Raw genomic sequence first — 25,343 nt, 5'->3', positions numbered from 1 at the left:
GCAAAAATATTATTTTATTGATAATATTTATTTAAAATTGTTAATATTTTATCAAAAGAATCCTTTTTTAGTTCAGAAGCTGTTGGTGTGGGCTCAAGGATGTCATTTAGAAATACTTTTATTTTTCCAGGTTTTCCCTTACCGTTGTCAAACGGAAATCGTTCTTTTAGACCAACATAGGTCAAAACGACCAAAGGATGTTTATGTTTGTGGGCCAAAATAAACGGCCCGTCTTTGAAATTGTCCAAGATGACAGTCGTATCGTCCGGGACACCGCCTTCTGGGAAAATCACAATGCTGTCGCCCTCGTCCATGCGGTCAGAACAAAGTTGGTACACTCTGGCTCGGCTTCTGGGAGAGCTTCTGTCAACCAAAACACAAATTCTTTTGTAAATCATCCCAAACAGAGGTATTTTTTCCAATTCTTTTTTACCAACAAAACACAAGGGATGGTGTGGGAAAAGTACTACGGTAAGCATGATGTCCATGATGGAGGTATGATTGGCGATAATCACATACTGCAATTTCGGATCTATTTTCTTCTCCGTCAACGATTGAAAAGTATAACGAAAACCCATCCCGTAGAATAGGATCAGGCAGAACAATCGCATCCACCAATAGGCGTATTGGTAATGTTTTTTTTTAAACGAAAGTAAAAATACAGGTACAAAACAGATGAGGAGTAATACAAAGGCCAATAAAATAAACCAAATCCTCCAAAGGTAGTTAAGTGTTTTTGCAATCATCTTTTAAGAAAAACTCAAAAATATCAAATTTATTGATATTTACCCGTTGAAAATGATTCTTTTTTTTAAGGAATAGTTTAAAACAGAGACCACAACTATGGCAGCAATTTTACTCAACATTTCTTGGCTAAAAGTGAAAAATACCAAATCCAAATAAGTGTGGAAGATGTATCTGAAAAACAACTGAAAAAATGCTAAACTAAAAAGGGTAGATGCTGCCGACAATCCCATGAAATAAACAAATTCTCTTCTTTTTGAATGCTTGCCCCTTTCAAACACAAACCAAATGCTGAAAAAATAATTCGATACAATGCCGCATGTGGTAGAGAGTATGTTGCTGAAAGGAAAGTGTATGCCCCAAAGGTTGGTTTCTTGTGGGAAATATTGAGGGATAATGCTGCTGAATAGTTTGAAAGTTCCTATTTCTATGATAGCGCTTAGCCCTCCAGCAAGGATAAAAAGCAATACCTGTTTCTGTCTGAGTAATAGTTTTTTCATAAAACGAATAGGACTGCAAATTTATAATTAAATGTTAAAGTTTGATTAAAGTTTTATAAAAAAAGTTGGCATGTGGAAATAATTAATAATTTTAACTATCCAAATGAAATGTATTGATATTAAGACTAAATTGTATGAAGATAATACAATTAAGTAAAGAATTGTGTGAAAAATTTACTATTAATAAATAATTTTAACGATTTATTTGACATGAAAAACTCCAGACCCTATAGAAAGTTTCAGTTTCAGCAAAAAAAAATCCAAGAGTTGGAGCAAAACAACAACCAATTTAAAAGGATGTACACCGAATACGAATGTATGTCCGAAGAATTGTGGGATCTAGAAAACGAAGAAAAAACTTCGGTAACCGATGATTTTTTAGACTCTTTCCGGTTGCAAACCAATTATCTTGAAGAGCAAATAGAGCATTGGTTGCAAGGTGAAGAGCAGTAGTTTTATAGTGCGTGATCAGAATTTTTCAGTTAATTCTTGAACCAATTTTGACAAACGGTTCTTTCTTTGAAGACATTTACTGAATATTTCCCTATTTTAGCACATCAAAACTCGTAATATATGATTGCAATAGTCGATGGTGGCTCTACAAAGTGCGATTGGGTAATCTTGGATCGTAAAGGAGAAATCGTACAAAGGACAACAACTACAGGATTCAATCCCAACATCATTCAAGCGGAACTTATTTCGGTTGAATTGGCAAAAAATCCTGAAATCGAACACATAAAATTCAAAATATCGCATTTGTTTTTTTACGGTTCGGGTTGCGGTATCGATAGAAATGCAGCGATGGTGTACCAAGAATTTCAGAAATTCTTCAGCAATGCTAAAGTTACGGTCAAAGAAGATATGACGGCTGCGGCTTATGCTGCCTACACCGGACATCCGGCAATTGTTTGTATTTTGGGCACAGGATCCAATTCTTGTTATTTTGATGGCATCTCCATTCGTAGAGATTTGCCTTCACTTGGATTTTTAATAGGCGATGAAGGAAGCGGATCGGCTTTCGGAAAACTTTTACTGAAGAAGTTCTTCATGAAAAAACTTCCTCACGATCTGGAACAAGAATTTGTTGCCACCTATCATTTGACCATAGAAGATGCCCTGAAAAATATGTATCACAATCCTAGAGCCAATGCATATTTAGGAGAGTTCAATCAATTTATTTCAGAAAGAAAAGAACATTCCTATTTTCAAAATTTAGTTTTCGAAGAAATGAAACATTTTTTTGAATACCAAGTACTTCCCTATCCAGAAGCTTCCATTGTCGAAATTAATTTCATAGGTTTTGTGTCCTACATTTATGAAGATATAATTCGAGCTGCCGCCGCCGATCTCAACCTAAAAGTGGGTACAGTTGTCAAAAAGCCCATAGAAAGTTTGGTGAATTATCATGTCAATTATCTTTTGTCGGATATTTTAGATTAGCTAACTTTGTCCGCTTTTGTTTGAAGCAAAAACATTTCAGTTAACTAAATTCATTAACCCATAATAATCATTATGCCTGAATATAATAACAATAGAGACGAGAAAAATTTTAATAAAGCCGCTTTGGAATACCACCAAATGGAACCCAAAGGGAAAATAGAGGTAATACCTTCCAAACCTCATTCTACCGCAAGAGATTTGTCATTGGCGTATTCGCCTGGTGTAGCCATCCCTTGTTTAGAAATAGAAAAGGATCCTAAAACGGCCTACGAATATACCGGAAAAGGAAATTTGGTTGCCGTAATTTCTAACGGTACAGCCGTTCTTGGTTTGGGCGATATCGGTGCCGAAGCTTCAAAACCTGTGATGGAAGGAAAAGGTTTGTTGTTCAAAATTTTTGCTGATATCAATGTATTTGACATCGAAATCAACGAAAAGGATCCGGACAAATTTATAGATATCGTAAAAGGAATTGCACCTACTTTTGGCGGAATTAATTTGGAAGATATCAAAGCTCCTGAAGCTTTTTACATAGAAAACCGCCTGAAGGAAGAGTTGGACATTCCTTTGATGCACGATGATCAACACGGTACCGCAATTATTTCTGCTGCTGCATTGCTCAATGCTTTAGAGCTTGCCGGGAAAAAAATTGAAGAAGTAAAAGTCGTGGTTAATGGCGCCGGAGCGGCAGCCATTGCTTGTACCAAACTGTATATGGCGCTTGGTTTGCAAGCTCAGAATATTTTAATGTGCGACTCCAAAGGGGTGATCAATAAAAAAAGAAGCAACCTTACTCCTGAAAAAATAGACTTCGCAGTAGATACAGATATCGACACTTTAGAAGATGCCGTGAAGGGTGCCGATGTTTTTGTTGGGCTTTCTAAAGGAGATGTTATGAGTCCTGAAATGTTGCTTTCCATGTCCGAAAATCCTATTGTTTTTGGACTCGCCAATCCGACTCCAGAAATTGATTATGACCTGGCCATCAGTACCAGAAAAGATGTGATCATGGCAACAGGGCGAAGCGATTTTCCTAACCAGGTGAACAATGTACTTGGTTTTCCTTATATTTTCCGTGGTGCTTTGGATGTGCAATCGTCCACCATCAATGAAGAGATGAAGTTGGCTGCCGTTCGTGCAATTGCCGATTTGGCCAAAGAACCGGTTCCGGAAATGGTGATCCTGGCCTATAATCTTAAGCAGCTGTCTTTCGGTCGAGAGTATTTTATTCCAAAACCTTTTGACAACAGATTGCTGACAAGAGTATCTATCGCAGTGGCAAAAGCAGCTATGGACAGTGGAGTAGCCGGAAAACCCATTGAAGATTTCGCAGCGTATGAAAATGCTTTATTGGATAGAATGGGTCGTGATGAAAAACTGATCCGAATGATGCAAAACCGTGCAAAAGCCAATCCTAAAAGAGTAACTCTAGGAAATGCCGAAGAATATAATGTGCTGAAAGCGGCTCAAATTTTATTGGAAGAAGGAATTGCTAAGCCCATTTTGTTGGGTGAGGAAAAATTCATCAAACAAAAAATGGAAGAATTTGGGATCGATATCAATGTACCCATTATTGACCCCAACAGCGACGAGTCTAAAGAATGTAGAGCAAAGTATCGTAAAACCCTTTGGGAGCTTCGTAGCCGAAAAGGTGTGAACGAGTATATCGCAAAAAGATTGGTAAGACAAAGGGATTATTTTGGACCTCTTATGCTGAAGCATGGCGATACCGATGCATTGGTTGTGGGATATTCTAAAAACTACAGAACCGTACTGAAACCGGTTATGGAAGTGATAGAAAAAGACAACGGTGTCGATAAAATTGCCGCCATGATGATGATCCTGAGCGATAAAAAACAATATTTCTTTGCCGATGCCGCCATACAACCCAATCCCAATGTGGACGAGTTGGTGAGTATTGCAAAAATGGCTGAGCTAACCGTTAAAACCTTTGGTGTAGAACCGAGAATTGCAATGTTGTCGTATGAAAACTTCTCCAACAATTCCGAGACTTCCAAAAAAATGGCTAAAGCGGTAAAAGTTTTACACGAAAAATTCCCTAAAATGATTGTAGATGGCGAAATTCAACCGGATTTTGCCATGAATCCGGATCAACTTCAGGATTATTCCTTCTCTAAATTAGGAAATACACCCGCCAATACTTTCATATTTCCAAACCTAGAAAGCGCCAATCTTTCGTATAAAATTATTCGAGGGATGAAGGTCGCACAGGTCGTTGGTCCAATCTTGATGGGACTGAAACAACCGGTGCATGTAATACAGATGCGTGCAAGCGTTGATGAAATTGTAAATCTCGCAACCATTGCCGTGTTGGACGCACAACGAAGAGAACAAGGTTAATTTTAATATAGAATCCGTCAAACTTATTTGGCGGATTTTTTGGTATTATTTCGTTTATCTCAATATAAAAGGATAAATTTGTCCTGTTAAAAAAGTAAGGTATAATGAAGACGAAATATCAAGATCTTCCCTTGGTGTATTCTTGTTCAGGGTGTTCAAGTGCGGCACAAATGGCCAATTTCATTGCTATAAAATTGGATAGAATGCAAGTGGCAGAAATGTCGTGCATTGCAGGAGTTGGCGGCAATGTGAAAAAGTTGGTGAAAACAGCCAAATCTCAAAGAAAAATGATCGTGATTGACGGTTGTCCTTTAACCTGCTCCAAAGCTTGTCTCAATAACCACGACATCCAACCGGATATTCATATCGACTTGTCAAAATTAGGTGTGAAAAAATCTCAACACGAAGATTTTGATCCAGAACAAGCCCAAGAACTCATTCAAGAAATAGAAAAAATGATCTCTGAAATCTGAGTGAATATAGTTAAATAAAAACCGTTGTACATGGAGTGCAACGGTTTTATTTTGAAAAATAGTTAATATGAATTAAAGCGATTTCGAATTTTGGAATTTTGAATCGGCTTTCCAAATTCTATATTTTACTTCCATATCCTTCGGAGCGTAGATTACGATGGGCAATTTGCTGTTGTATCTCAACAATTCCGGTTGCATATAGATGAATTTTTTTGTTTTTGTCTGATCCGGACATCCCATCATGGTGCTTGTAGATTGTCCGTTGCTTTCTACCTCATAATAGGTATAACCCCAACCATCAAGGTTTTTGTCATCAATGTCGCCCATCATTCTATGGTTGTTGCAATCGACCAACATGGTTTTTCCTGCAAAAACTTCTACTTTGTAGTCGTTTTCATTTTTCATCGCAGGAACTTTGATGTACACTTGCTTGTATCCCGGTTTGGCTTTAGGAAACATTTTAATTTCAGATTGTATGTCTTTTGTAACTTTTTTTTGTGCAAAAGCAGGAGTGGCAAATGCAAAAGCGGCTAAAAATAATGCTAATTTTTTCATCGGAATTAATTTTAGATATTTAATTTAAACAATTGTTTTGCAAAAATGTTGCCAAAATAAAAATCCCAAAAATTTTAAACGAGCTCAAGGTTGCATTTAGGGCTTTTACGATATAAAAAAAGCGAAGCCTTTTCGACTTCGCAATTCTTATTAATCAATCTTTTCACATTTGAAACCGGCTTTGTTTACGGTTTCTATGATGGTTTCTGCATTTATATTTTCAGCTTTTACCGTTAATATTTTTTCAGGATTGTCCGTATCTACAGACCATTCTTTTATTTCTTTGATGTTGTCCAAATGCGGTTTTACCGAACCTATGCATCCACCACAATTGATGTTGGTTTTAAATTGAAATTGTTCCATTTTTTATTTATTTTAAATTGTTATTTTTTCCATTTTAATCTAAGACTGTTGCTTACCACACTTACGCTGCTCAGTGCCATGGCTGCCCCTGCAATCATCGGGTTCAGTAAGAAACCATTCACAGGATATAAAATTCCTGCTGCCAAAGGTATGCCGATAACATTATAGATGAAGGCCCAAAAAAGATTTTGTTTTATGGTGCTTACCGTTTGTTTGGAAAGTTCAATCGCCTCCGGGATTTTGTTTAGGTCAGAAGAGATAATCGTCATTTTGGCAACATCCATAGCGATATCGCTGCCATTGCCCATGGCAATTCCTACATCGGCGGTAGCTAAAGCTGTACTGTCGTTGATGCCGTCGCCCACCATGGCTACCACTTTTCCTTCTTGTTGAAGCTTTTTAACAAAATCGGCTTTGTCTTGAGGCAAGACTTCTGCCAAGAAATGATCGATCCCCACTTGCTTAGCAATTTGTTGGGCTGTTGCTGGGTTGTCTCCAGTGAGCATGTGAACTTCTATACCCATTTTTTTTAGTGATGCTACAGCATGTTGCGAAGTCTTTTTCACCTGATCCGAAATGCCAACAACGGCCAAAACCTGCTTGTTATCGGCAAAGTAAATTACGGTTTGTGCGCGATTCAACCATTCTTCGGCTTTTATTTTTAAGTTTTCAGCAAGTGAAATTTTGTTTTCGTGGATCAGTTTAAGGTTACCTACCCAATATTTATGGTTTTCATATTCTGCCACCACACCTTTTCCGGTGATGCTTTCATAATGTGTAAAATCCAAAACTTCTTCTTTGGGCAGATGCTGAACCACGGCTTCGGCCAGTGGATGTTCGGATCTTTTCTCGATGGAGTAAAGGATGTTTTTGTGGGTGTCGTCGTTGTTTAACCAAAAAATGGAATTAACCACCGGTTTTCCTTCGGTTATGGTTCCGGTTTTGTCCAAGATGATGGCGTTTATTTTTTTGGAAACCTCCAAGCTTTCAGCATCTTTTATAAGAATACCTTTTTCAGCACCTTTGCCTACCCCAACCATAATGGCGGTTGGTGTTGCCAATCCCAAAGCACAGGGACAGGCGATCACCAAGACGGTAACGGCAGCCATCAAGCCCTGTACCCAAGCGTTTTCTCCACCGAAAATCAGCCAAATAAAAAAGGTAATAATGGAAATGCTGATGACGGTTGGGACAAAAACGGAAGCAATTTTATCGACCAATTTTTGTACAGGAGCTTTGCTGCCTTGTGCGTCTTGCACCGATTTTATGATGTGGGAAAGTAAAGTTTCGCTCCCAATTTTTTCCGCTAAAAACTCAAAACTTCCTTTTTGGTTAATGGTTCCTGCGAAAACTTTGTCGTCCGTTTCTTTTAAAACCGGTACGGGTTCTCCACTGAGCATGGACTCGTCCACGAAAGAATTTCCACTAACCAAAGTTCCGTCCACAGCTATTTTTTCTCCAGGTTTTACCAATATTCGATTTCCAATCTGTACATTTTCTATCCGGATGGATTTTTCATTGCCTTCATTATCGATGATGTTAATGGTTTTTGGTTGCAGTCCCATCAGTTTTTTTAGGGCTGTTGCTGTATTGTCTTTGGCTCTGCTTTCCAGCAATCTTCCCAAAAGGATGAAGGAAATGATGACTGCTGCTGCTTCAAAATAGACATGCGCATGTATTCCTTTGGAATGAAGAAAATGAGCGAAAATCATATTGAAAATACTGAAAACATAAGCAATTCCGGTACTTAGAGCCACCAAGGTATCCATGTTGGCCATTTTCAGTTGGGCTTGTTTCCAGGTGTTCACAAAAAAATCTTTTCCGTACCAAAAAACTACGGGTGTGGTCAGAATTAGCGAAATTTCATTAGCAAAAGGCATGTTCATAAAAAACATTCCGATTATGGAAACCGGAAGGGTCAGCAATACGGAGCCAATGGTTTTTCTTTTTAAGGCTTGATATTTTTTATGTTGAAGATCTTCTAAAAGCTCTTGTTGGGTGTTTTCATCTTCAATCAACATGTCGAAACCGATGGCTCTTAGCGCTTTTTGCATCTCGAATGGATTGGTTTCGTTTGGGAAATATTCCACAGTAAGGGTGGTGCTGGCAAAATTAACCGAAGCCGAAAGTACCCCACGAAGATTTATAATGGCCGTTTCGGAACTTCCTGCGCAAGATGCACAAGAAAGGTTGAGTACGGGAAAATTTTTCTTGACGAGCGTGACACCATAACCCAAATTTTTTATAGAATCTATGGCTTTTTCAACGGTTTCGTTTTGGCTGAATTCTATAAAAGCTCTTTTGTTGTTCAGTTCGATGTGGTGTTTTTTTACATCTTCAATTTGACTAAGGCCTTTGTCAATAATCAGTGCGCAATGTTCGGAATTGACATTTTCCAAAGGGATATACAGTTGCTTGTTGTTATGTGCAGTCATGATTTTTATTTTGAATGACAAAGTTGAGGCTTTGTTATTGCAAAAGCATTGTAATTTTTTGTAATTCTTGTGTAAGATTTAGACTTTGTCCAAAGGGGTTCTCTTGTTTATTTTAATGGTCTTGAAATGGCTGGGACTAAGCCCTGTAATTTTTTTGAACTGATTGCTAAGGTACGCCGTACTAGAGTAATTCAGAAGATTGGCAATTTCTTTCAGGCTCAATTCGTCATAAACCAAGAGTTCTTTTACCCTTTCTATTTTTTGTGTAATGCTGTATTTTTCTATGGTGATGCCTTCGATATCCGAGAAAAGATGGGACAGGTACGAGTAGTCTTGCTGAAGGGTGTCGCTCAAATAATCCGAAAGATTCGTTTTTAGGTCCATTGAGTCGTGATGTACCCAAGCAATGATTTCCGTTTTTATTCTCTCGATTATTTGCCCTTTTTTGTCGTTGATCATTTCAAAACCCAACGATTCTATTTTTTTGGAAAAGGCTTTTTCGATTTTAACATCCATTTCAGCTTCCAATTCAACTTCGCCTAATTTCACAGATTTGTAGGGAATTTTCATCAAGTCCAATTCTTGCTGGATTACCATGATACAGCGATTGCACACCATGTTTTTAATATAAAGGGTTTTGGGCATGATTTTTTTTATTTGAGAAATTCAAATTTACGGCTATTTTTAATAGTGACGAACTTATCATGACTCTTTGGTTGCCCAACCTTCTTTTTTACTTATATTTGATACTTCAAATTTTCAAAAATGAATCATCAGCCTATTGAAGGGTTTTCTAAACTCTCAAAACAACAGAAAATAGATTGGTTAGTATCCGAATATCTTAGTGACGACCGTAGTTATCAGCAAATTTTAGAACAATATTGGAACAACGATCACTTGTTGCAGAAATTGCATGAAGAGTTTTCGGAAAATACCATTTCCAATTTTTACATGCCTTACGGGATTGCACCAAATTTTTTAATAGACGGTAAACTGATCGCCCTTCCTATGGCGGTTGAAGAGAGTTCTGTGGTGGCAGCGGCATCAAAATCAGCAAAGTTTTGGTTGGAAAAAGGAGGATTCAAAACAACCATCATCAACACCAAAAAATTGGGTCATACACATTTCATCATGAATGTGGAATCCCATAAATTGCAGCATTTCTTTAATTTTAAATTGAAGGCCAAGTTGATGGAAGCTACCGAAGGCATTACGGCCAACATGAGAAAAAGAGGCGGCGGAATCCTGAACATTCGCTTGATCGACAAGACGGAAGAAATGGAGAATTATTTCCAACTGAAAGCCAGTTTCGACACCGTAGATTCCATGGGTGCTAATTTCATAAACTCGTGTCTGGAGCAGTTTGGGAAAACATTGAAGGCGGAAGTGGCTCTAGAAGAAGACTTCAGCCAAGAGGAAAAAGATTCTTTGCAAATCGTGATGAATATCTTGTCCAATTTTACCCCAGATTGTTTGGTAAGAGCTGAGGTTTCGTGCCCAATTTCCGAACTAAAAGACGACAGCGGTATTTCTAATGAAGAATTTGCAAGAAAATTTAAACAAGCCGTAACCATTGCCGAAATCGAGCCGTATCGTGCAACAACCCATAACAAAGGAATTATGAATGGGGTAGATGCTGTGGTAATTGCAACAGGAAACGATTTTCGAGCGACGGAAGCGTGTGCACATGCCTATGCTTCGAGAAGTGGAAAATATTCTTCACTTACCCATTGTTCTATAGATAACGATGTTTTCAGGTTTTGGATCGATTTACCCATTTCTGTTGGAGTGGTAGGCGGTTTGACCAATTTGCATCCTTTAGTAAAGTTTTCCTTGGCCTTGCTTGGGAAACCTTCGGCTCAAGAACTGATGAGTATTTTGGCCGTGTCCGGATTGGCACAGAATTTTGCAGCCCTTCGTTCTTTGGTTACCACCGGCATCCAAAAAGGGCATATGAAAATGCATTTGTTCAATATTCTGAATCAGCTGGGAGCAACGGAAGAAGAAAAACACTATTTCGTGAATTTTTATAAAGACAAAACCGTAACCCACCACGAAGTCATTGTAGAATTTAATAAATTGAGAGAATCAAAATAAAAAAAACATGAAAAAAATAACTTTAATAAGTGGTGCTTTTTTGGGTTTACTATCCATTGTTTTAGGAGCGTTTGGAGCACACGCCTTCAAGGCCATTTTAACGGTAGAAAAGTTGCAGAGTTTTGAAACCGGAGTACGATACCAAATGTATGCAGCATTGTATCTTATCATCATCGGATTTATTTTAAATTTTGAATCCAATGCAGAAAAATGGATTTCAAGATTGATGCTTTTGGGTGTTTTCTTTTTCTCATTTAGCATTTACTTTTTGTCTTTTCAAGATGTTTGGGGTGTAAGTTTGAAATTTTTAGGTCCCATAACCCCATTGGGCGGTTTGTTGATGATTTTATCTTGGGCAGGTCTGCTTTTAAACTTTGCAAAGAAAAAATAAAACTCTAATCAGCCCTTGCCATTTAGGCAGGGGTTTTTAAATTTCGCTCAGGTGTCCAGATCCAATCTTTCCCTTTTTGTAGGGATTTTATGCATATCCATTTTCCCAGTCATCATCCGCATGAACCTTAGTTCCGGATTGATTTCTGCTTTCTATCGCATGGCAATTGCTTTTGCGATCCTGTTTCCTTTTGCAATTTATTTTAAAAGATGGAAAATTCAGAATACGAAAACGATACTTCCCATTGTGATTTGTGGGATTCTTTTTGCTTTGGATATTGCCGTGTGGAATGTTTCCATTCAAAATTCATCTGCAACACAAGCCACTTTGCTTACCAACCTTTCGCCAATTTGGGTGGGGATTTTCTCGTTGATGTTTTTTAATCGAAAGCCCTCCAAATCTTTTTGGATGGGTGCAACGGTTGCGTTTGTAGGCGTTTTAATATTTTTGAATGTTCAGAGTGTTTCTAATTTCCACCTGGATCAGGCATTTTTTTTGGGTGTGCTTTCAGGGATTTTCTATTCATTATATATATTGGTCAGTAAATCCGTCTTGGAAAAAGTCAATGTTTTAACATTTGTTACCTACAGCATGATGGTTAGCTCCCTGGTATTGTTGGCGATTAATTGGGCTTTTGACGAAGCTTTTTTCGGATTTTCTTGGCAAGCGTGGGCTGCACTTTGGGTTCAGGGATTGGTTTGTCAATTGCTGGCATGGCTGCTGATCAGCTATTCGACACAGAGGATGTCGGCAACAAAAGTCTCCTTAAGTTTGCTCAGTCAGGTGTTTTTTGCTTCTGTTTTTGCCATGCTTTTTATCGGTGAAAACATCACGATTCAGCAAATTATTGGTGGACTAATCATCTTGTTGGGGATTGGGATAACTTTTACAAAATCGAAAGAATAATTGGTCTGATTGCCTTCGTTTTCATCATGAAATTACTTGAAAACAGTTTCTTTTTTTATACCAATTTTTTTATTGAATTTAGGTCAGGTGAAATATTATTTTACTTCAAATGTTCTGGTTTTTAGAATTTTAGAAATAAATTTATTTTATGAACATCATTAACCAACTTTTTTGTAATTTTGTCAATCTTTAAAAATGTAATAATTAATATTAAAATAGTATGAATCTTCACGAGTATCAGAGTAAAGAAATTTTATCAAAGTACGGAGTTGCAATTCAAAGAGGTTTCGTTGCCAATAATGCGGACGAAGCCGTAGAAGCTGCAGGAAAATTAAAAGAAATGACCGGTAGCGAAGGCTGGGTGGTGAAAGCTCAGGTTCACGCAGGTGGTCGTGGTAAAGGTGGAGGGGTGAAGTTTTCACCAAACATCGATAAATTAAAAGAAAACGCACAAAACATCATCGGAATGATGTTGGTAACTCCACAAACTTCTGCTGAAGGTAAATTGGTGAATTCCGTTCTTGTTGCTGAAGATGTGTACTATCCAGGTGAAACTGAAACTAAAGAATTTTATGTTTCTATCCTTTTGGACAGAGCTCAAAATAAAAATACAGTAGTATATTCTACCGAAGGTGGGATGGATATCGAGCATGTTGCCGAAGTAACTCCACACCTTATTCATAAAGAAACCATCGATCCTGCTTTGGGATTGCAAGGTTTCCAAGCTAGAAAAATTGCTTTTAACCTAGGTCTAGAAGGCAATGCGTTCAAAGAATTTACAAAATTCATCACAAGTCTTTACAATGCGTATGTAGGTATCGATGCTTCTTTGTTCGAAATCAACCCGGTACTTAAGACTTCAGACAACAAAATTATTGCTGTTGATGCTAAAGTAACTTTGGACGATAACTCATTGTACCGTCACAAAGATCTTGCCGAACTTAGAGATAAGAGAGAAGAAGATCCTATGGATGTTGAAGCTGGCGAGGCCGGTCTTAACTTTGTTAAATTGGACGGTGATGTTGCATGTATGGTAAACGGTGCAGGTCTTGCAATGGCTACCATGGACATGATCAAACTTTCTGGCGGTAACCCAGCAAACTTCCTAGATGTTGGTGGTACTGCAGATGCACAAAGAGTGAAAACGGCTTTCGATATCATCCTAAAAGATGCAAATGTGAAAGCGATTCTTATCAATATTTTTGGAGGTATCGTAAGATGCGACAGAGTAGCTCAAGGTGTTGTAGATGCATATAAAGAAATCGGACAATTCCCAGTTCCATTGATCGTAAGATTGCAAGGTACAAATGCCGAGGAAGCTAAAAAGCTAATCGACGAAGCAGGTCTTCCAATCCATTCAGCTATTACTCTAGAAGAAGCTGCAGGTAAAGTAAAAGAACTATTGGCGAAATAATTTTGTCAAAACAAACAATAGAAAAGCCATCCAAAATCCGGATGGCTTTTTTTATGCATTGGTGTTGGTATCGGTTTTTATACCTTCAGTATCCAATTTGGATTTTAACCTAACAATGGTCTCGCTTTTTACTTTTGCAAAATTTTCCCCTTGTTTCATCCAAAATTTAACTTGTAAAATGAACATTCCCGATTGTTGTTTTATAAATAAAACTTCAGATTTTTCAGGACTGTCGTTATAAGGTATGGTTTGCACCTCTTCCATAAGTGTCTTTTTCGATTTTTCAAGATTCTCACTCGTCGGAATTTCAAATTCAATAATAACCTTTCGTTGTGACGATGCCGAAATATTAATAAAAGGCGAATCAAAAATCAATTGATTCGGAATATAGACTTTTTTCCCCTCGTCGTTTATGACTTTAGTCGTTAGGAAACCAATTTCCTCCACCACACCGGTTATCCCTTTTATCGAAACTTGATCGCCAACTTTAAAAGATTTGTCAATCCCAACCAACATCCCCGAGAAAATTGAAGAAACCAAATCCTTCAACGCAACCCCGGCAATAATACCTGCAACACCCAAACTTCCAAGAAATTTCATGAAAAAACCATTCAACCCCATAACTTCAAGGGATACAAACGATCCGGCCAAGATAATTACAAACCGAAAAACACCTACCATTGCAACTATTGTGTCCTGATTTCTTCCTTTTGGAAAAGTTTTTTCAAATATTTTTACAAAAAAACGACTCAAAAAACGACTCAAGTAAAAAGTAATAACGAAAATCAATAACCCCACAATAAAACCAGGAGCAAAATCAACCAACTTTACCAACCAATTTTTTGCCGAACGATACACCAAATCCATATACACAATGTCCTCCATAAAATACATTTTTAGCAAAAGTAAATTATATAGTAGAAGTACAGCTAAAATTTAGCTCTAATTTTTCTCTTTTTTATTTGGGCACCTATTCCGCCCTCCGTTCCCGCTTTTTTATTTTTTTTGCAACCAAGCAGCCTTCAAAAGCAAAAAAAAATAAAAAGAGCTCCACTCAGGTCGGGGTGCGACATCTCACTCATCTAATATTCTAGATTAACAAATTAACGAATATTCAACTTCACCCTCCTTCAAGGATTCCCCATCCTTGAAGGATTTTATTCAGTACCGCCAATATTTCTCCATCATATAAAGCATCACCTCACTCATCTAATATCAACACCAACATCAACATCAACATATTCACGAATATTCAACTTCACCCTCCTTCAAGGATTCACCATCCTTGAAGGAGTTAATTCAGCCCCACCAATAATTCCCCACCATTCAAAGCGATCCTACATCCCCATCAACCAAACACTAAACACCAAACACCATCAACCTTTTCCCCTCCTTCAAGGATTCCTCATCCTTGAAGGAGTTAATTCAGCCCCACCAATAATTCCCCACCATTTAAAGCGATCCTACATCCCCATCAACCAAACACCAAACACTAAAAATCAAAAACTAAAAAAAAGGCCATCACAATCAGTGAGTTAAGAAAGATTTAAAAATAAAATAAGCGAAACGCTTGTTATTTAACATAATCTTTCTACTTTTGCAGTCCCGAAAGAGAGGGAGCGCAGAAGCAAAACAGACAGATAAGTTGACTTAAAAAAATAAGAAAATAAATTTGTCCATTACAAATAATCGTTTTACCTTTGCAGTCTCTAAAAAGAGGCGCAGGAGTAAAGATGGGATAAATTGAGATAGCAATCGTTCTTACGAAAAAGAGTTCGAAAAAAAATCAAAATTTATTTTGTCAGGTTAAAAAAGTTTATTACTTTTGCACTCGCAAATCGGAAGTCGCTGAGACAGCGAAATAAGAGGAAGCGAAAAGAGAGAGATCATTGAAATACAAGATACAACCAAAATAAAAGTAAGGAAAAAAAACTAAAGCGTCAAAAACTTTGAGTGAGTCGAACAAGGAAACAAACATACAATGGAGAGTTTGATCCTGGCTCAGGATGAACGCTAGCGGGAGGCCTAACACATGCAAGCCGAGCGGTAGAGATTCTTCGGGATCTTGAGAGCGGCGTACGGGTGCGTAACACGTGTGCAACCTGCCTTTATCTAGGGGATAGCCTTTCGAAAGGAAGATTAATACCCTATAATATATTGATTGGCATCAATTGATATTGAAAACTCCGGTGGATAGAGATGGGCACGCGCAAGATTAGATAGTTGGTGAGGTAACGGCTCACCAAGTCGATGATCTTTAGGGGGCCTGAGAGGGTGATCCCCCACACTGGTACTGAGACACGGACCAGACTCCTACGGGAGGCAGCAGTGAGGAATATTGGACAATGGGTGAGAGCCTGATCCAGCCATCCCGCGTGAAGGACGACGGTTCTATGGATTGTAAACTTCTTTTGTACAGGGATAAACCTACCCTCGTGAGGGTAGCTGAAGGTACTGTACGAATAAGCACCGGCTAACTCCGTGCCAGCAGCCGCGGTAATACGGAGGGTGCAAGCGTTATCCGGATTTATTGGGTTTAAAGGGTCCGTAGGCGGACTTATAAGTCAGTGGTGAAAGCCGGCAGCTTAACTGTCGAACTGCCATTGATACTGTAGGTCTTGAGTGTATTTGAAGTGGCTGGAATAAGTAGTGTAGCGGTGAAATGCATAGATATTACTTAGAACACCAATTGCGAAGGCAGGTCACTAAGATACAACTGACGCTGATGGACGAAAGCGTGGGGAGCGAACAGGATTAGATACCCTGGTAGTCCACGCTGTAAACGATGCTAACTCGTTTTTGGGTTTTTAAGACTCAGAGACCAAGCGAAAGTGATAAGTTAGCCACCTGGGGAGTACGTTCGCAAGAATGAAACTCAAAGGAATTGACGGGGGCCCGCACAAGCGGTGGATTATGTGGTTTAATTCGATGATACGCGAGGAACCTTACCAAGACTTAAATGGGAATTGACAGCTTTAGAAATAGAGCCTTCTTCGGACAATTTTCAAGGTGCTGCATGGTTGTCGTCAGCTCGTGCCGTGAGGTGTTAGGTTAAGTCCTGCAACGAGCGCAACCCCTGCCAATAGTTGCCATCATTCAGTTGGGGACTCTATTGGGACTGCCTACGCAAGTAGAGAGGAAGGTGGGGATGACGTCAAATCATCACGGCCCTTACGTCTTGGGCCACACACGTAATACAATGGCCGGTACAGAGGGCAGCTACACTGCGAAGTGATGCGAATCTCGAAAGCCGGTCTCAGTTCGGATTGGAGTCTGCAACTCGACTCTATGAAGCTGGAATCGCTAGTAATCGCGCATCAGCCATGGCGCGGTGAATACGTTCCCGGGCCTTGTACACACCGCCCGTCAAGCCATGGAAGTTTGGGGTACCTGAAGTCGGTGACCGTAAAAGGAGCTGCCTAGGGTAAAACAAGTAACTAGGGCTAAGTCGTAACAAGGTAGCCGTACCGGAAGGTGCGGCTGGAACATCTCATTTTAGAGACAACACGTCAAAAAAAATACTATTCTTAGTAGACTTACAAAAAGTGCTTTAGTTTTTTTACTTTTTTGGTTGAATCACAACATAACCCCTAGAAATTAGTAGAAGGGATGAAGAGATTTTAGTTTAAGAAGTTAGAAGTTAGACCTTAGAAGTTAGTAAAGCTGACAACTATCAACTAACAACCGACAACTAAAAACAAAGAAGTCTCGTAGCTCAGCTGGTTAGAGCGCTACACTGATAATGTAGAGGTCGGCAGTTCGAGCCTGCCCGAGACTACTAATTTGGTTGATGGTTTATGGTTATCCGTTGCTGGTAGAACCAACAACCGACAACTAAGGACCGACAACAATATAAGGGGGAATTAGCTCAGCTGGCTAGAGCGCCTGCCTTGCACGCAGGAGGTCAAGGGTTCGACTCCCTTATTCTCCACAGTTAGTATGTATTGATTAGAACTTGGTACTAAGTATAGTGAGAGCCACTATCAACCGATAACGAATCACTGGCAACTAAAGAATTAAAGATCATTGACATTAACGATAAAGACATCACAAAGAGAAAACCGAGCACAAGAGTGCTCGAGTAACCAATAAAATTAGGAAAGAAATCGTTAAGGGCGTATGGCGGATGCCTAGGCTTTCAGAGGCGAAGAAGGACGTGGTAAGCTGCGAAAAGCTCGGGGGATTGGCACACACGAATTGATCCCGAGATGTCCGAATGGGGCAACCCAATACATTGAAGATGTATTACTGCGTAAGCAGAGCAAACCCGGAGAACTGAAACATCTAAGTACCCGGAGGAAAAGAAATCGAAGAGATTCCGTAAGTAGTGGCGAGCGAAAGCGGATTAGCCCAAAAGCTTTTATATATTTAGAGGAATGTTCTGGAAAGAACAATCGTAGAAGGTGATAATCCTGTACTCGAAAGGTATACATAAGTGAAGAAAGAGTAGGGCGGGACACGTGAAATCCTGTCTGAATATGGGGGGACCATCCTCCAAGGCTAAATACTCCTGAAAGACCGATAGTGAACAAGTACTGTGAAGGAAAGGTGAAAAGCACTTCGAATAGAAGGGTGAAATAGAACCTGAAACCGTACGCCTACAAGCGGTCGGAGCTCATATTTATATGTGTGACGGCGTGCCTTTTGCATAATGAGCCTACGAGTTAATTTTACTAGCGAGGTTAAGTAATTAAGTTACGGAGCCGGAGCGAAAGCGAGTCTGAATAGGGCGGATAGTTAGTAGGATTAGACGCGAAACCTTGTGATCTACCCATGGGCAGGTTGAAGCTTTGGTAACACAAAGTGGAGGACCGAACCGGTTGACGTTGAAAAGTCTTCGGATGACCTGTGGGTAGGGGTGAAAGGCCAATCAAACTGGGAGATAGCTCGTACTCCCCGAAATGCATTTAGGTGCAGCGTCGATGTTAAGTTTATTAGAGGTAGAGCTACTGATTGGATGCGGGGGAGTCAAATCCTACCAATTCCTGACAAACTCCGAATGCTAATAAATGTTCGTCGGCAGTGAGGGCATGGGTGCTAAGGTCCATGTCCGAGAGGGAAAGAACCCGGACCAACAGCTAAGGTCCCCAAATCTATACTAAGTTGAAACAACGCGGTTGGACTGCATTGACAGCTAGGATGTTGGCTTGGAAGCAGCCATTCATTTAAAGAGTGCGTAACAGCTCACTAGTCGAGCGGTCCGGCATGGATAATAATCGGGCATAAGTATAGTACCGAAGCTATGGATTTATAATTTATATTATATCTGGTAGGGGAGCATTCTGTTTGCGCCGAAGCAGTATCGTGAGGTATTGTGGAGCGGACAGAAAAGAAAATGTAGGCATAAGTAACGATAAAGGGGGCGAGAAACCCCCTCACCGAAAGACTAAGGTTTCCTCAGCCATGCTAATCAGCTGAGGGTTAGTCGGGACCTAACGCGCACCCGAAAGGGGAAGTGGATGGACATAGGGTTAATATTCCCTAACTTGCTCTCGAATAAAGGGGACGGTTTTGTGTAGCTGCTGGAGACTGACGGAATAGTCAAGGCCTAGCCTTCGGGCGAAGCTGTTGCAGTGTAACGAGATCCAAGAAAAGCCGAAGAGAAGCAACCCGTACCAAAACCGACACAGGTAGTCGAGGAGAGAATCCTAAGGTGCTCGAGTGAGTCGTGGCTAAGGAACTAGGCAAAATAGTCTCGTAACTTCGGGAGAAGAGACGCCAGCGCAAGCTGGCCGCAGTAAAAAGGCCCAGGCGACTGTTTATCAAAAACACAGGACTCTGCTAAATCGAAAGATGCTGTATAGGGTCTGACACCTGCCCGGTGCTGGAAGGTTAAGGAAGGTGCTTAGCGCAAGCGAAGGCATTGACTGAAGCCCCAGTAAACGGCGGCCGTAACTATAACGGTCCTAAGGTAGCGAAATTCCTTGTCGGGTAAGTTCCGACCTGCACGAATGGTGTAACGATCTGGGCACTGTCTCAGCCACGAGCTCGGTGAAATTGTAGTATCGGTGAAGATGCCGATTACCCGCAATGGGACGAAAAGACCCTGTGAACCTTTACTATAACTTCGTATTGACTTTGAGTAAGTAATGTGTAGGATAGGTGGGAGACTTTGAAGCAGGCACGCTAGTGTTTGTGGAGTCATCGTTGAAATACCACCCTTTACTTACTTGGAGCCTAATCCCGCTGAGCGGGAGACATTGCGTGGTGGGTAGTTTGACTGGGGTGGTCGCCTCCAAAAGAGTAACGGAGGCTTTCAAAGGTACCCTCAGCACGCTTGGTAACCGTGCGTAGAGTGTAATGGCATAAGGGTGCTTGACTGTGAGACCTACAAGTCGATCAGGTGCGAAAGCAGGACATAGTGATCCGGTGGTTCCGTATGGAAGGGCCATCGCTCATAGGATAAAAGGTACTCCGGGGATAACAGGCTAGTCTCCCCCAAGAGCTCACATCGACGGGGAGGTTCGGCACCTCGATGTCGGCTCGTCACATCCTGGGGCTGGAGAAGGTCCCAAGGGTTGGGCTGTTCGCCCATTAAAGTGGCACGCGAGCTGGGTTCAGAACGTCGTGAGACAGTTCGGTCTCTATCTATTGCGGGCGTTAGATGTTTGCGAGGACTTGAATCTAGTACGAGAGGACCGATTTGAACAAACCTCTGGTGTATCTGTTGTGCCGCCAGGCGCACCGCAGAGTAGCTATGTTTGGAAGAGATAAGCACTGAAAGCATATAAGTGCGAAACTCGCCTCAAGATGAGACATCTTTTAAGGGTCGTGGGAGATGACCACGTTGATAGGCTATAGGTGTAAAGCTGGTAACAGCATAGCCGAGTAGTACTAATTACCCGTAGATTTATAGCCTAATGGTTGGGCACTCTTAGTGAAGAGGTTTGCTCTTTGTGATTTGTTTTTATCGATTTTTTACTTAGAAGTTAGAAATGAGATGTTAGAAGTTAGATTGTGTCTAATGTCTAACCACTTCAAACTAATCTCTAATTAATAACATATACTGTACAACCTTTTGTACAAACAACCTTTAGGGTGGTTTTAGCAGAGGGGCTCACCTGTTCCCATTCCGAACACAGAAGTTAAGCCCTCTAGCGCCGATGGTACTGCTAACGCGGGAGAGTAGGTCGCCGCCAGTTTTTATTAAAATCCTCGATTACGAAAGTAGTCGGGGATTTTTTTTGCTTATAACTCTTTGGTTGATGGTTGATGGAAGTTTTTACATAATATCCTTTTTCTGGAATATATTTGAATGGGGAAGAAAAAATGACCGTTTGTTTGTGCTTTGATTGAAAATTGTTGGAATTATCTCTAATTCTCCATTAACTAAACACCAAACACCAAACACCAAAAACTAAAAACCAAACCTCCATCCCGACTGGAGAGTTCTGTTCCTTTGTCCTAGCCCCGATGGGAGCGGCATCCTTTTGTAAGCCTTGGGAAAGCCCAGGCACAAAAGATACAGCGGACAGCGGGTGGTGTAGTGAAGAGTGACGGACTTGTGATGCTCCTAAAACCATAAAAAAAATCCAGACTTTTCTTTATCTTTGCCCTATGAATCAGGATACCATTTGTGCATTGGCTACGGCCAGCGGAGTAGGCGCTATCGGCGTGATTAGAGTTTCTGGAAACCAAGCGTTTGAGTTGGTTTCTAAAATTTTTGAGGGCAAGGATTTAACCCAAGAGAAATCCCACACTGTGCATTATGGCTATATTGTCGATAAAATTGAAGAAAACCCGACAAACCATCAACTAACAACCATCAACCATCAACCATCAACCGAAATCATCGACGAAGTAATGGTTGCGGTTTTCCGTGCACCGAGGACTTTTACGGCCGAAGATTCTGTGGAAATTTCTTTTCACGGGTCGCCTCATATTGCTAAAAAGATTTTGGAAGTGTTGATTAAAAACGGTTGCAGAATGGCAAAAGCAGGGGAGTTTACCATGCGTGCTTTTATGAACGGTAGAATTGATCTTTCCCAAGCCGAATCCATCGCCGACCTGATTGCATCGGATAACGAGGCATCTAGAAAAGTAGCACTAAACCAACTAAAAGGCGGAATTTCTCAGGAAATTTCTTTGTTGAGAACGGATTTACTGAATTTTACTTCCCTCATCGAGTTGGAATTGGATTTTGCCGAAGAGGATGTAGAGTTTGCCGATCGATCGGCCCTCAATCAATTGTTGGATAAGATTGAAATAAAGCTCAATTCTCTAATTGATTCTTTCCAATACGGAAATGCGATCAAAAATGGTACTGCTGTGGCGATTATCGGGAAACCCAATGCCGGAAAATCGACTTTACTCAATACTTTACTGAAAGAAGAACGCGCCATTGTGAGCAATATTGCGGGTACGACCAGAGATACCATTGAAGAGGTTTTGCACATCAAAGGTCATGCATTCCGTTTGATTGATACTGCCGGGCTACGAGAAACTGCGGATGAGATAGAAGCCATTGGGGTACAAAAAGCCAAGGAAAAAGTAGAACAAGCGGAAGTTTTGGTGTATTTGGCCGATGCTAGTCAGACGGATTATTCTGAAGATTACGAGATGTTAAAATCTTTGGTGAGAAAAGATCTGAAGCTTATTGTTTGCCTTACTCAAACGGATAAGGTTGAGGCTAAGGTTAAGATTGAGGCTAAGCAATTTGAAAAGATTCAGCAAAATTTTGAAAAAGAAATCGATTTTCCATTTATTTTCATCCCGATTTCGGCAAAAGAAAACCAGAATGTTCAAGATTTAAAAGATGAACTTTCGGCTTTCGTAGAAAGTTTGAAATCTGAAGGCGACCAAGTGGTCATCACCAACCAAAGGCATTATGAATCTCTTAGAAAATCTTTGCAAGCGGTACAGCAAGTAAAAGAAGCGGTATATAGCCAAATCACCACCGAGCTTTTGGCGTACGAATTGAGAAACGCCCTGGAAGCCTTGGGTGAAATTTCGGGTGAGTTTACCAATGACGAAGTCTTGGGGAATATTTTTAGCAAGTTTTGTATCGGGAAGTAATCGCTGATTTCTAATTACTATATTTCTACTATACAACCCGCATTAATAAAGGAAAATCAGAAAGTGTTAATTGACATTTTCTGACATTTGTTGACATATTTTATACTACTAAATGTGATACTCCGTTGTTTTTAATCTCAAAAGAAATGAATTTTAGGATACTCTAAGAGAAATTTAAACGGTAAATAATCGTAGATACACGTAAATACCGCTAAATACAGGGAGAGATTATTAACATAAAGAAAATCGGAAAGTATTAAATGAGCAGTAACATTAGGATTGAGAAGATTTGTATCTTCTGTAAAGAGAAATTCATCGCTAAAACGTTCTCTACAAAGTATTGTACTCACAGATGTAATCAAAAGGATTATAAGAAGAAAGTAAAGGAGGAAAGAATACAAAAATCTAAAGAAGAATTTCAAACGGAGGTAAAACTCAAAAATCTTAAAGTGGTTTCTATTGAAGATGTTCAGAAGAAAACATATCTTACTATAAAAGAAGTTTGTTTGTTGATGAATATCTCTGAATCTACAATCAGAAAACTGATTAAAAACGGAGAATTGAAAACAATCCGTGTTGGTAAGAAACATTTTCTTTTGAAATCAGAATTAAATAATTTGAGTTGAGATAATTCTTCAAACATTCAAAATTTCCGATGTAATAGATTCAAAAATCAGTTTTAAACAATTTTCAATGGAATTACACAGAGAAACGAATTAAAATTGTTGTAACTTCTTTAAAATCGTTAATGGTGTTTTAAGCGTTATTTTCTTAATAGTAGTTGTTTCTTATTTCCTTTTGTTAAATTTTTTCGTTGATGCTTATATAATTATATACCATTGAATATGAATATATTATATAAGTATATATATTATATATATAATATAAGAGGATATTATATAGAGGATATATTTAAGTGGTAGTAGTAGAGAAAAAGTAGTAAGATATTTTAGTAGTAGTAGTAGAGGAAAAATCAGTTAAAAGAGTAATAAATAAAGAGAGAAACAAAGTAAATCAATCGAAAAATCCGAAAATTTCAAAAAGGAACGAAAATTAAGGAGGAAATTTCAAACCGAAGAGGAGATTTCTGCTGTGAGGTTTGGAATTTTGTAGTTGATTTTCAAAATTTTACGATGATGATAGTATCAAATGATACTATAGAACAAACGGAAATGGATGTTAGATTGATTTTAATATCAAAATTGATGAATTTGTAATGAAGGAAAATTTACGATGTAGAACTTTTTTAAAAACAGTAGTTGTATTTTTAAAATAAAAGGAAGGACTTTACACCACTTTACAATTGAGGGAGTCGAAGTTTTTAATAAAGTAAAGAGAATCCGAACAGAAATGTTTGGATTTTTTTTGTTAAAAATTAGGTGAATAACCGATGCAGACTACCACTGTAGTCTTCCCCAAAAACAGAAACGAATATAAATATAGTTTTTAACTTTGGGAAATATGAAACAGAGCAAATTTACAGAGGTTCAGATTGTGAAGATCTTATCTGAACAAAATCAAGGAAAAACGGTAAACGAGATTTGCCGAGATTACGGTATCAGCCAACCTACTTTTTACAAATGGAAAAGTAAATACGGTGGTATGGATACGCACCAACTGGCACAACTCAAAGAGTTTGAGAAACAGCTGTCACAATATAAAAAAATTGTCGCAGAACTAACTTTGGAGAACACTGTTTTAAAAGATGTTATAGAAAAAAAGCTTTAACGCCTTCCGAAAAGCGAGAAATGGTAGTATATGCCAAAGAAACCCACAAGATAAGCATAAGGAAGGCATGCGGTTGTTTCGGGCTGAGTTATTCGGTTATGTACTATAAAAAGAGGATTGATTCTCAAGATGATCTCATCCGTGAAGAACTTCGGTTGTTGGCAATACAAGAACATACTTGGGGATTTTGGACAATGCGTTATCGCTTGAAAAACATGGGATTTTGGTGGAATCATAAACGGATTTACAGAATCTACACTTCGATGAATCTAAATTTAAGAAGCAAGAGAAAGAAAAGGCTTCCTGCAAGAGTGAAAGAGCCGCTTCTGCGTCCGATCTATCCAAATGTAACATGGAGTATGGATTTCATGCATGACACTTTGGAAAACGGCAAAAGCGTGAGAAGTTTGAACATTATAGATGATTTTAACAGAGAAATTTTACAAATAAGTATTGATACGAGTTTGCCTTCTGCAAAAGTAATTACCAAGCTGGAAGAACTCATCGAATGGCGAGGGAAACCGGACAAAATACGAGTGGATAACGGACCGGAATTTATTTCAGAAAAATTAAAAACTTGGTGTCAATATCACGAAATTGAGTTGCATTTTATCCAACCGGGAAAACCTACTCAAAACTCTCTTATTGAGCGGTTTAATAGAACATTTAGAACAGAGTTTTTGGATGTATATTTGTTTGAAAGCGTGAAACAAATGAGAAATTACGCAGAAATATGGATGTGGAAATACAACAACGAAAGACCACACAGTGCATTGCAATATCTCACACCGAGGGATTTTTTATTGAAATATGGAAAAATCAGCCACACTAATCCAGCAGATTTTCCCACATTTCAACAAAATTATTCAACACCAACAACAGAAATATTAAATAAAATCTCTACTTTTGAGTGTTACTAAG

The 25,343-nt window shown here is 39.2% G+C and carries 19 protein-coding genes, 2 tRNA genes and 3 rRNA genes; 17 read left to right on the top strand and 7 right to left on the bottom strand.

Going from position 1 to position 25,343, the window contains the following annotated elements:
* Window positions 1–14: 14 nt before the first annotated feature.
* The gene (locus H9Q20_RS03715) at window positions 15–746 is read right to left on the bottom strand and encodes a lysophospholipid acyltransferase family protein (RefSeq protein WP_124641487.1); all 732 of its coding nucleotides are present in this window, start codon (window positions 744–746) and stop codon (window positions 15–17) included.
* A 39-nt stretch (window positions 747–785) separates the two neighbouring features.
* Complete coding sequence (locus H9Q20_RS03710) at window positions 786–1,244, bottom strand: GtrA family protein (protein ID WP_124641485.1); 459 nt, start codon at window positions 1,242–1,244, stop codon at window positions 786–788.
* 165 nt (window positions 1,245–1,409) lie between these two features.
* Between H9Q20_RS03710 and H9Q20_RS03705 the strand changes: the two genes are divergently transcribed.
* The 4 genes from H9Q20_RS03705 to H9Q20_RS03690 all read left to right on the top strand — a co-directional run bounded on the left by H9Q20_RS03705 (window position 1,410) and on the right by H9Q20_RS03690 (window position 5,518).
* Window positions 1,410–1,697 carry a hypothetical protein gene (locus tag H9Q20_RS03705; RefSeq protein WP_241154746.1) on the top strand — a complete coding sequence of 96 codons (288 nt, stop codon included), beginning with the start codon at window positions 1,410–1,412 and terminating at the stop codon, window positions 1,695–1,697.
* Between the two features lie 120 nt (window positions 1,698–1,817).
* Window positions 1,818–2,684 (top strand): BadF/BadG/BcrA/BcrD ATPase family protein, encoded by an 867-nt coding sequence (locus tag H9Q20_RS03700; RefSeq protein ID WP_187478329.1) that lies wholly within the window; start codon window positions 1,818–1,820, stop codon window positions 2,682–2,684.
* Between the two features lie 72 nt (window positions 2,685–2,756).
* Complete coding sequence (locus H9Q20_RS03695) at window positions 2,757–5,045, top strand: NADP-dependent malic enzyme (protein ID WP_187478328.1); 2,289 nt, start codon at window positions 2,757–2,759, stop codon at window positions 5,043–5,045.
* A gap of 104 nt (window positions 5,046–5,149) precedes the next feature.
* The gene (locus H9Q20_RS03690) at window positions 5,150–5,518 is read left to right on the top strand and encodes a putative zinc-binding protein (RefSeq protein ID WP_187478327.1); all 369 of its coding nucleotides are present in this window, start codon (window positions 5,150–5,152) and stop codon (window positions 5,516–5,518) included.
* A gap of 72 nt (window positions 5,519–5,590) precedes the next feature.
* Here H9Q20_RS03690 and eco read toward each other — a convergent pair whose 3' ends face one another.
* The 4 genes from eco to H9Q20_RS03670 all read right to left on the bottom strand — a co-directional run bounded on the left by eco (window position 5,591) and on the right by H9Q20_RS03670 (window position 9,516).
* Window positions 5,591–6,073: a serine protease inhibitor ecotin gene (eco, locus tag H9Q20_RS03685; RefSeq protein WP_124641476.1), complete on the bottom strand. Its 483-nt coding sequence runs from the start codon at window positions 6,071–6,073 to the stop codon at window positions 5,591–5,593.
* Between the two features lie 150 nt (window positions 6,074–6,223).
* On the bottom strand, window positions 6,224–6,436 hold the full coding sequence (locus tag H9Q20_RS03680; protein WP_124643227.1) for a heavy-metal-associated domain-containing protein: 213 nt from the start codon (window positions 6,434–6,436) through the stop codon (window positions 6,224–6,226).
* Between the two features lie 20 nt (window positions 6,437–6,456).
* Entirely contained in the window at window positions 6,457–8,871 is a 2,415-nt protein-coding gene (locus tag H9Q20_RS03675) for a heavy metal translocating P-type ATPase (protein ID WP_187478326.1), read from the bottom strand.
* Between the two features lie 78 nt (window positions 8,872–8,949).
* Window positions 8,950–9,516 (bottom strand): helix-turn-helix domain-containing protein, encoded by a 567-nt coding sequence (locus H9Q20_RS03670; protein ID WP_241154789.1) that lies wholly within the window; start codon window positions 9,514–9,516, stop codon window positions 8,950–8,952.
* A 120-nt stretch (window positions 9,517–9,636) separates the two neighbouring features.
* Here H9Q20_RS03670 and H9Q20_RS03665 point away from each other — a divergent pair, with 120 nt between their 5' ends.
* From H9Q20_RS03665 to sucC, 4 genes are all read left to right on the top strand, one after another.
* The gene (locus tag H9Q20_RS03665; protein ID WP_124643223.1) at window positions 9,637–10,968 is read left to right on the top strand and encodes a hydroxymethylglutaryl-CoA reductase, degradative; all 1,332 of its coding nucleotides are present in this window, start codon (window positions 9,637–9,639) and stop codon (window positions 10,966–10,968) included.
* A gap of 7 nt (window positions 10,969–10,975) precedes the next feature.
* Window positions 10,976–11,359, top strand: a complete 384-nt coding sequence (locus H9Q20_RS03660) for a DUF423 domain-containing protein (RefSeq protein ID WP_124643221.1) — start codon at window positions 10,976–10,978, stop codon at window positions 11,357–11,359.
* A 51-nt stretch (window positions 11,360–11,410) separates the two neighbouring features.
* Entirely contained in the window at window positions 11,411–12,265 is an 855-nt protein-coding gene (locus H9Q20_RS03655; RefSeq protein ID WP_241154788.1) for a DMT family transporter, read from the top strand.
* Between the two features lie 220 nt (window positions 12,266–12,485).
* The gene (sucC, locus tag H9Q20_RS03650; protein WP_187478325.1) at window positions 12,486–13,679 is read left to right on the top strand and encodes an ADP-forming succinate--CoA ligase subunit beta; all 1,194 of its coding nucleotides are present in this window, start codon (window positions 12,486–12,488) and stop codon (window positions 13,677–13,679) included.
* Between the two features lie 51 nt (window positions 13,680–13,730).
* Here sucC and H9Q20_RS03645 read toward each other — a convergent pair whose 3' ends face one another.
* Window positions 13,731–14,564 (bottom strand): mechanosensitive ion channel family protein, encoded by an 834-nt coding sequence (locus H9Q20_RS03645; RefSeq protein ID WP_124643217.1) that lies wholly within the window; start codon window positions 14,562–14,564, stop codon window positions 13,731–13,733.
* Window positions 14,565–15,657: 1,093 nt separating this feature from the next.
* Here H9Q20_RS03645 and H9Q20_RS03640 point away from each other — a divergent pair.
* The 9 genes from H9Q20_RS03640 to H9Q20_RS03605 all read left to right on the top strand — a co-directional run bounded on the left by H9Q20_RS03640 (window position 15,658) and on the right by H9Q20_RS03605 (window position 25,342).
* Window positions 15,658–17,175, top strand: a 16S ribosomal RNA gene (locus H9Q20_RS03640).
* A gap of 208 nt (window positions 17,176–17,383) precedes the next feature.
* Window positions 17,384–17,457: transfer RNA gene (locus H9Q20_RS03635), tRNA-Ile, on the top strand.
* 79 nt (window positions 17,458–17,536) lie between these two features.
* Window positions 17,537–17,610: transfer RNA gene (locus H9Q20_RS03630), tRNA-Ala, on the top strand.
* A 168-nt stretch (window positions 17,611–17,778) separates the two neighbouring features.
* Window positions 17,779–20,537 (top strand): 23S ribosomal RNA (locus tag H9Q20_RS03625).
* A 176-nt stretch (window positions 20,538–20,713) separates the two neighbouring features.
* Window positions 20,714–20,821: ribosomal RNA gene (gene rrf, locus H9Q20_RS03620) — 5S ribosomal RNA — on the top strand.
* Together the 16S, 23S and 5S rRNA genes with 2 tRNA genes alongside form the textbook arrangement of a ribosomal RNA operon.
* Window positions 20,822–21,236: 415 nt before the next feature.
* Window positions 21,237–22,694, top strand: a complete 1,458-nt coding sequence (mnmE, locus tag H9Q20_RS03615) for a tRNA uridine-5-carboxymethylaminomethyl(34) synthesis GTPase MnmE (protein WP_187478324.1) — start codon at window positions 21,237–21,239, stop codon at window positions 22,692–22,694.
* Between the two features lie 260 nt (window positions 22,695–22,954).
* The gene (locus H9Q20_RS03610; RefSeq protein ID WP_124643129.1) at window positions 22,955–23,320 is read left to right on the top strand and encodes a helix-turn-helix domain-containing protein; all 366 of its coding nucleotides are present in this window, start codon (window positions 22,955–22,957) and stop codon (window positions 23,318–23,320) included.
* 835 nt (window positions 23,321–24,155) lie between these two features.
* A complete protein-coding gene (locus H9Q20_RS13370) occupies window positions 24,156–24,422 on the top strand; it encodes a transposase (protein WP_187477476.1) in 267 nt (88 codons plus the stop codon).
* Between the two features lie 20 nt (window positions 24,423–24,442).
* On the top strand, window positions 24,443–25,342 hold the full coding sequence (locus tag H9Q20_RS03605) for an IS3 family transposase (protein WP_410369578.1): 900 nt from the start codon (window positions 24,443–24,445) through the stop codon (window positions 25,340–25,342).
* Window position 25,343 lies beyond the last annotated feature (1 nt).

Origin of the sequence: Amniculibacterium sp. G2-70 (assembly GCF_014353055.1) — a bacterium.
GTDB lineage: Bacteria > Bacteroidota > Bacteroidia > Flavobacteriales > Weeksellaceae > Amniculibacterium > Amniculibacterium aquaticum.
This window is presented reverse-complemented; position numbering and strand designations above follow the sequence as displayed.

Bases quoted from the DNA above. Each gene is read 5' to 3' on its own strand.
- H9Q20_RS03715 (WP_124641487.1), bottom strand. From the start codon at position 746: ATGATTGCAAAAACACTTAACTACCTTTGGAGGATTTGGTTTATTTTA.
- H9Q20_RS03710 (WP_124641485.1), bottom strand. From the start codon at position 1,244: ATGAAAAAACTATTACTCAGACAGAAACAGGTATTGCTTTTTATCCTT.
- H9Q20_RS03700 (WP_187478329.1), top strand. From the start codon at position 1,818: ATGATTGCAATAGTCGATGGTGGCTCTACAAAGTGCGATTGGGTAATC.
- H9Q20_RS03695 (WP_187478328.1), top strand. From the start codon at position 2,757: ATGCCTGAATATAATAACAATAGAGACGAGAAAAATTTTAATAAAGCC.
- H9Q20_RS03690 (WP_187478327.1), top strand. From the start codon at position 5,150: ATGAAGACGAAATATCAAGATCTTCCCTTGGTGTATTCTTGTTCAGGG.
- eco (WP_124641476.1), bottom strand. From the start codon at position 6,073: ATGAAAAAATTAGCATTATTTTTAGCCGCTTTTGCATTTGCCACTCCT.
- H9Q20_RS03680 (WP_124643227.1), bottom strand. From the start codon at position 6,436: ATGGAACAATTTCAATTTAAAACCAACATCAATTGTGGTGGATGCATA.
- H9Q20_RS03675 (WP_187478326.1), bottom strand. From the start codon at position 8,871: ATGACTGCACATAACAACAAGCAACTGTATATCCCTTTGGAAAATGTC.
- H9Q20_RS03670 (WP_241154789.1), bottom strand. From the start codon at position 9,516: ATGCCCAAAACCCTTTATATTAAAAACATGGTGTGCAATCGCTGTATC.
- H9Q20_RS03665 (WP_124643223.1), top strand. From the start codon at position 9,637: ATGAATCATCAGCCTATTGAAGGGTTTTCTAAACTCTCAAAACAACAG.
- H9Q20_RS03660 (WP_124643221.1), top strand. From the start codon at position 10,976: ATGAAAAAAATAACTTTAATAAGTGGTGCTTTTTTGGGTTTACTATCC.
- sucC (WP_187478325.1), top strand. From the start codon at position 12,486: ATGAATCTTCACGAGTATCAGAGTAAAGAAATTTTATCAAAGTACGGA.
- H9Q20_RS03645 (WP_124643217.1), bottom strand. From the start codon at position 14,564: ATGGAGGACATTGTGTATATGGATTTGGTGTATCGTTCGGCAAAAAAT.
- mnmE (WP_187478324.1), top strand. From the start codon at position 21,237: ATGAATCAGGATACCATTTGTGCATTGGCTACGGCCAGCGGAGTAGGC.
- H9Q20_RS03610 (WP_124643129.1), top strand. From the start codon at position 22,955: ATGAGCAGTAACATTAGGATTGAGAAGATTTGTATCTTCTGTAAAGAG.
- H9Q20_RS13370 (WP_187477476.1), top strand. From the start codon at position 24,156: ATGAAACAGAGCAAATTTACAGAGGTTCAGATTGTGAAGATCTTATCT.
- H9Q20_RS03605 (WP_410369578.1), top strand. From the start codon at position 24,443: ATGGTAGTATATGCCAAAGAAACCCACAAGATAAGCATAAGGAAGGCA.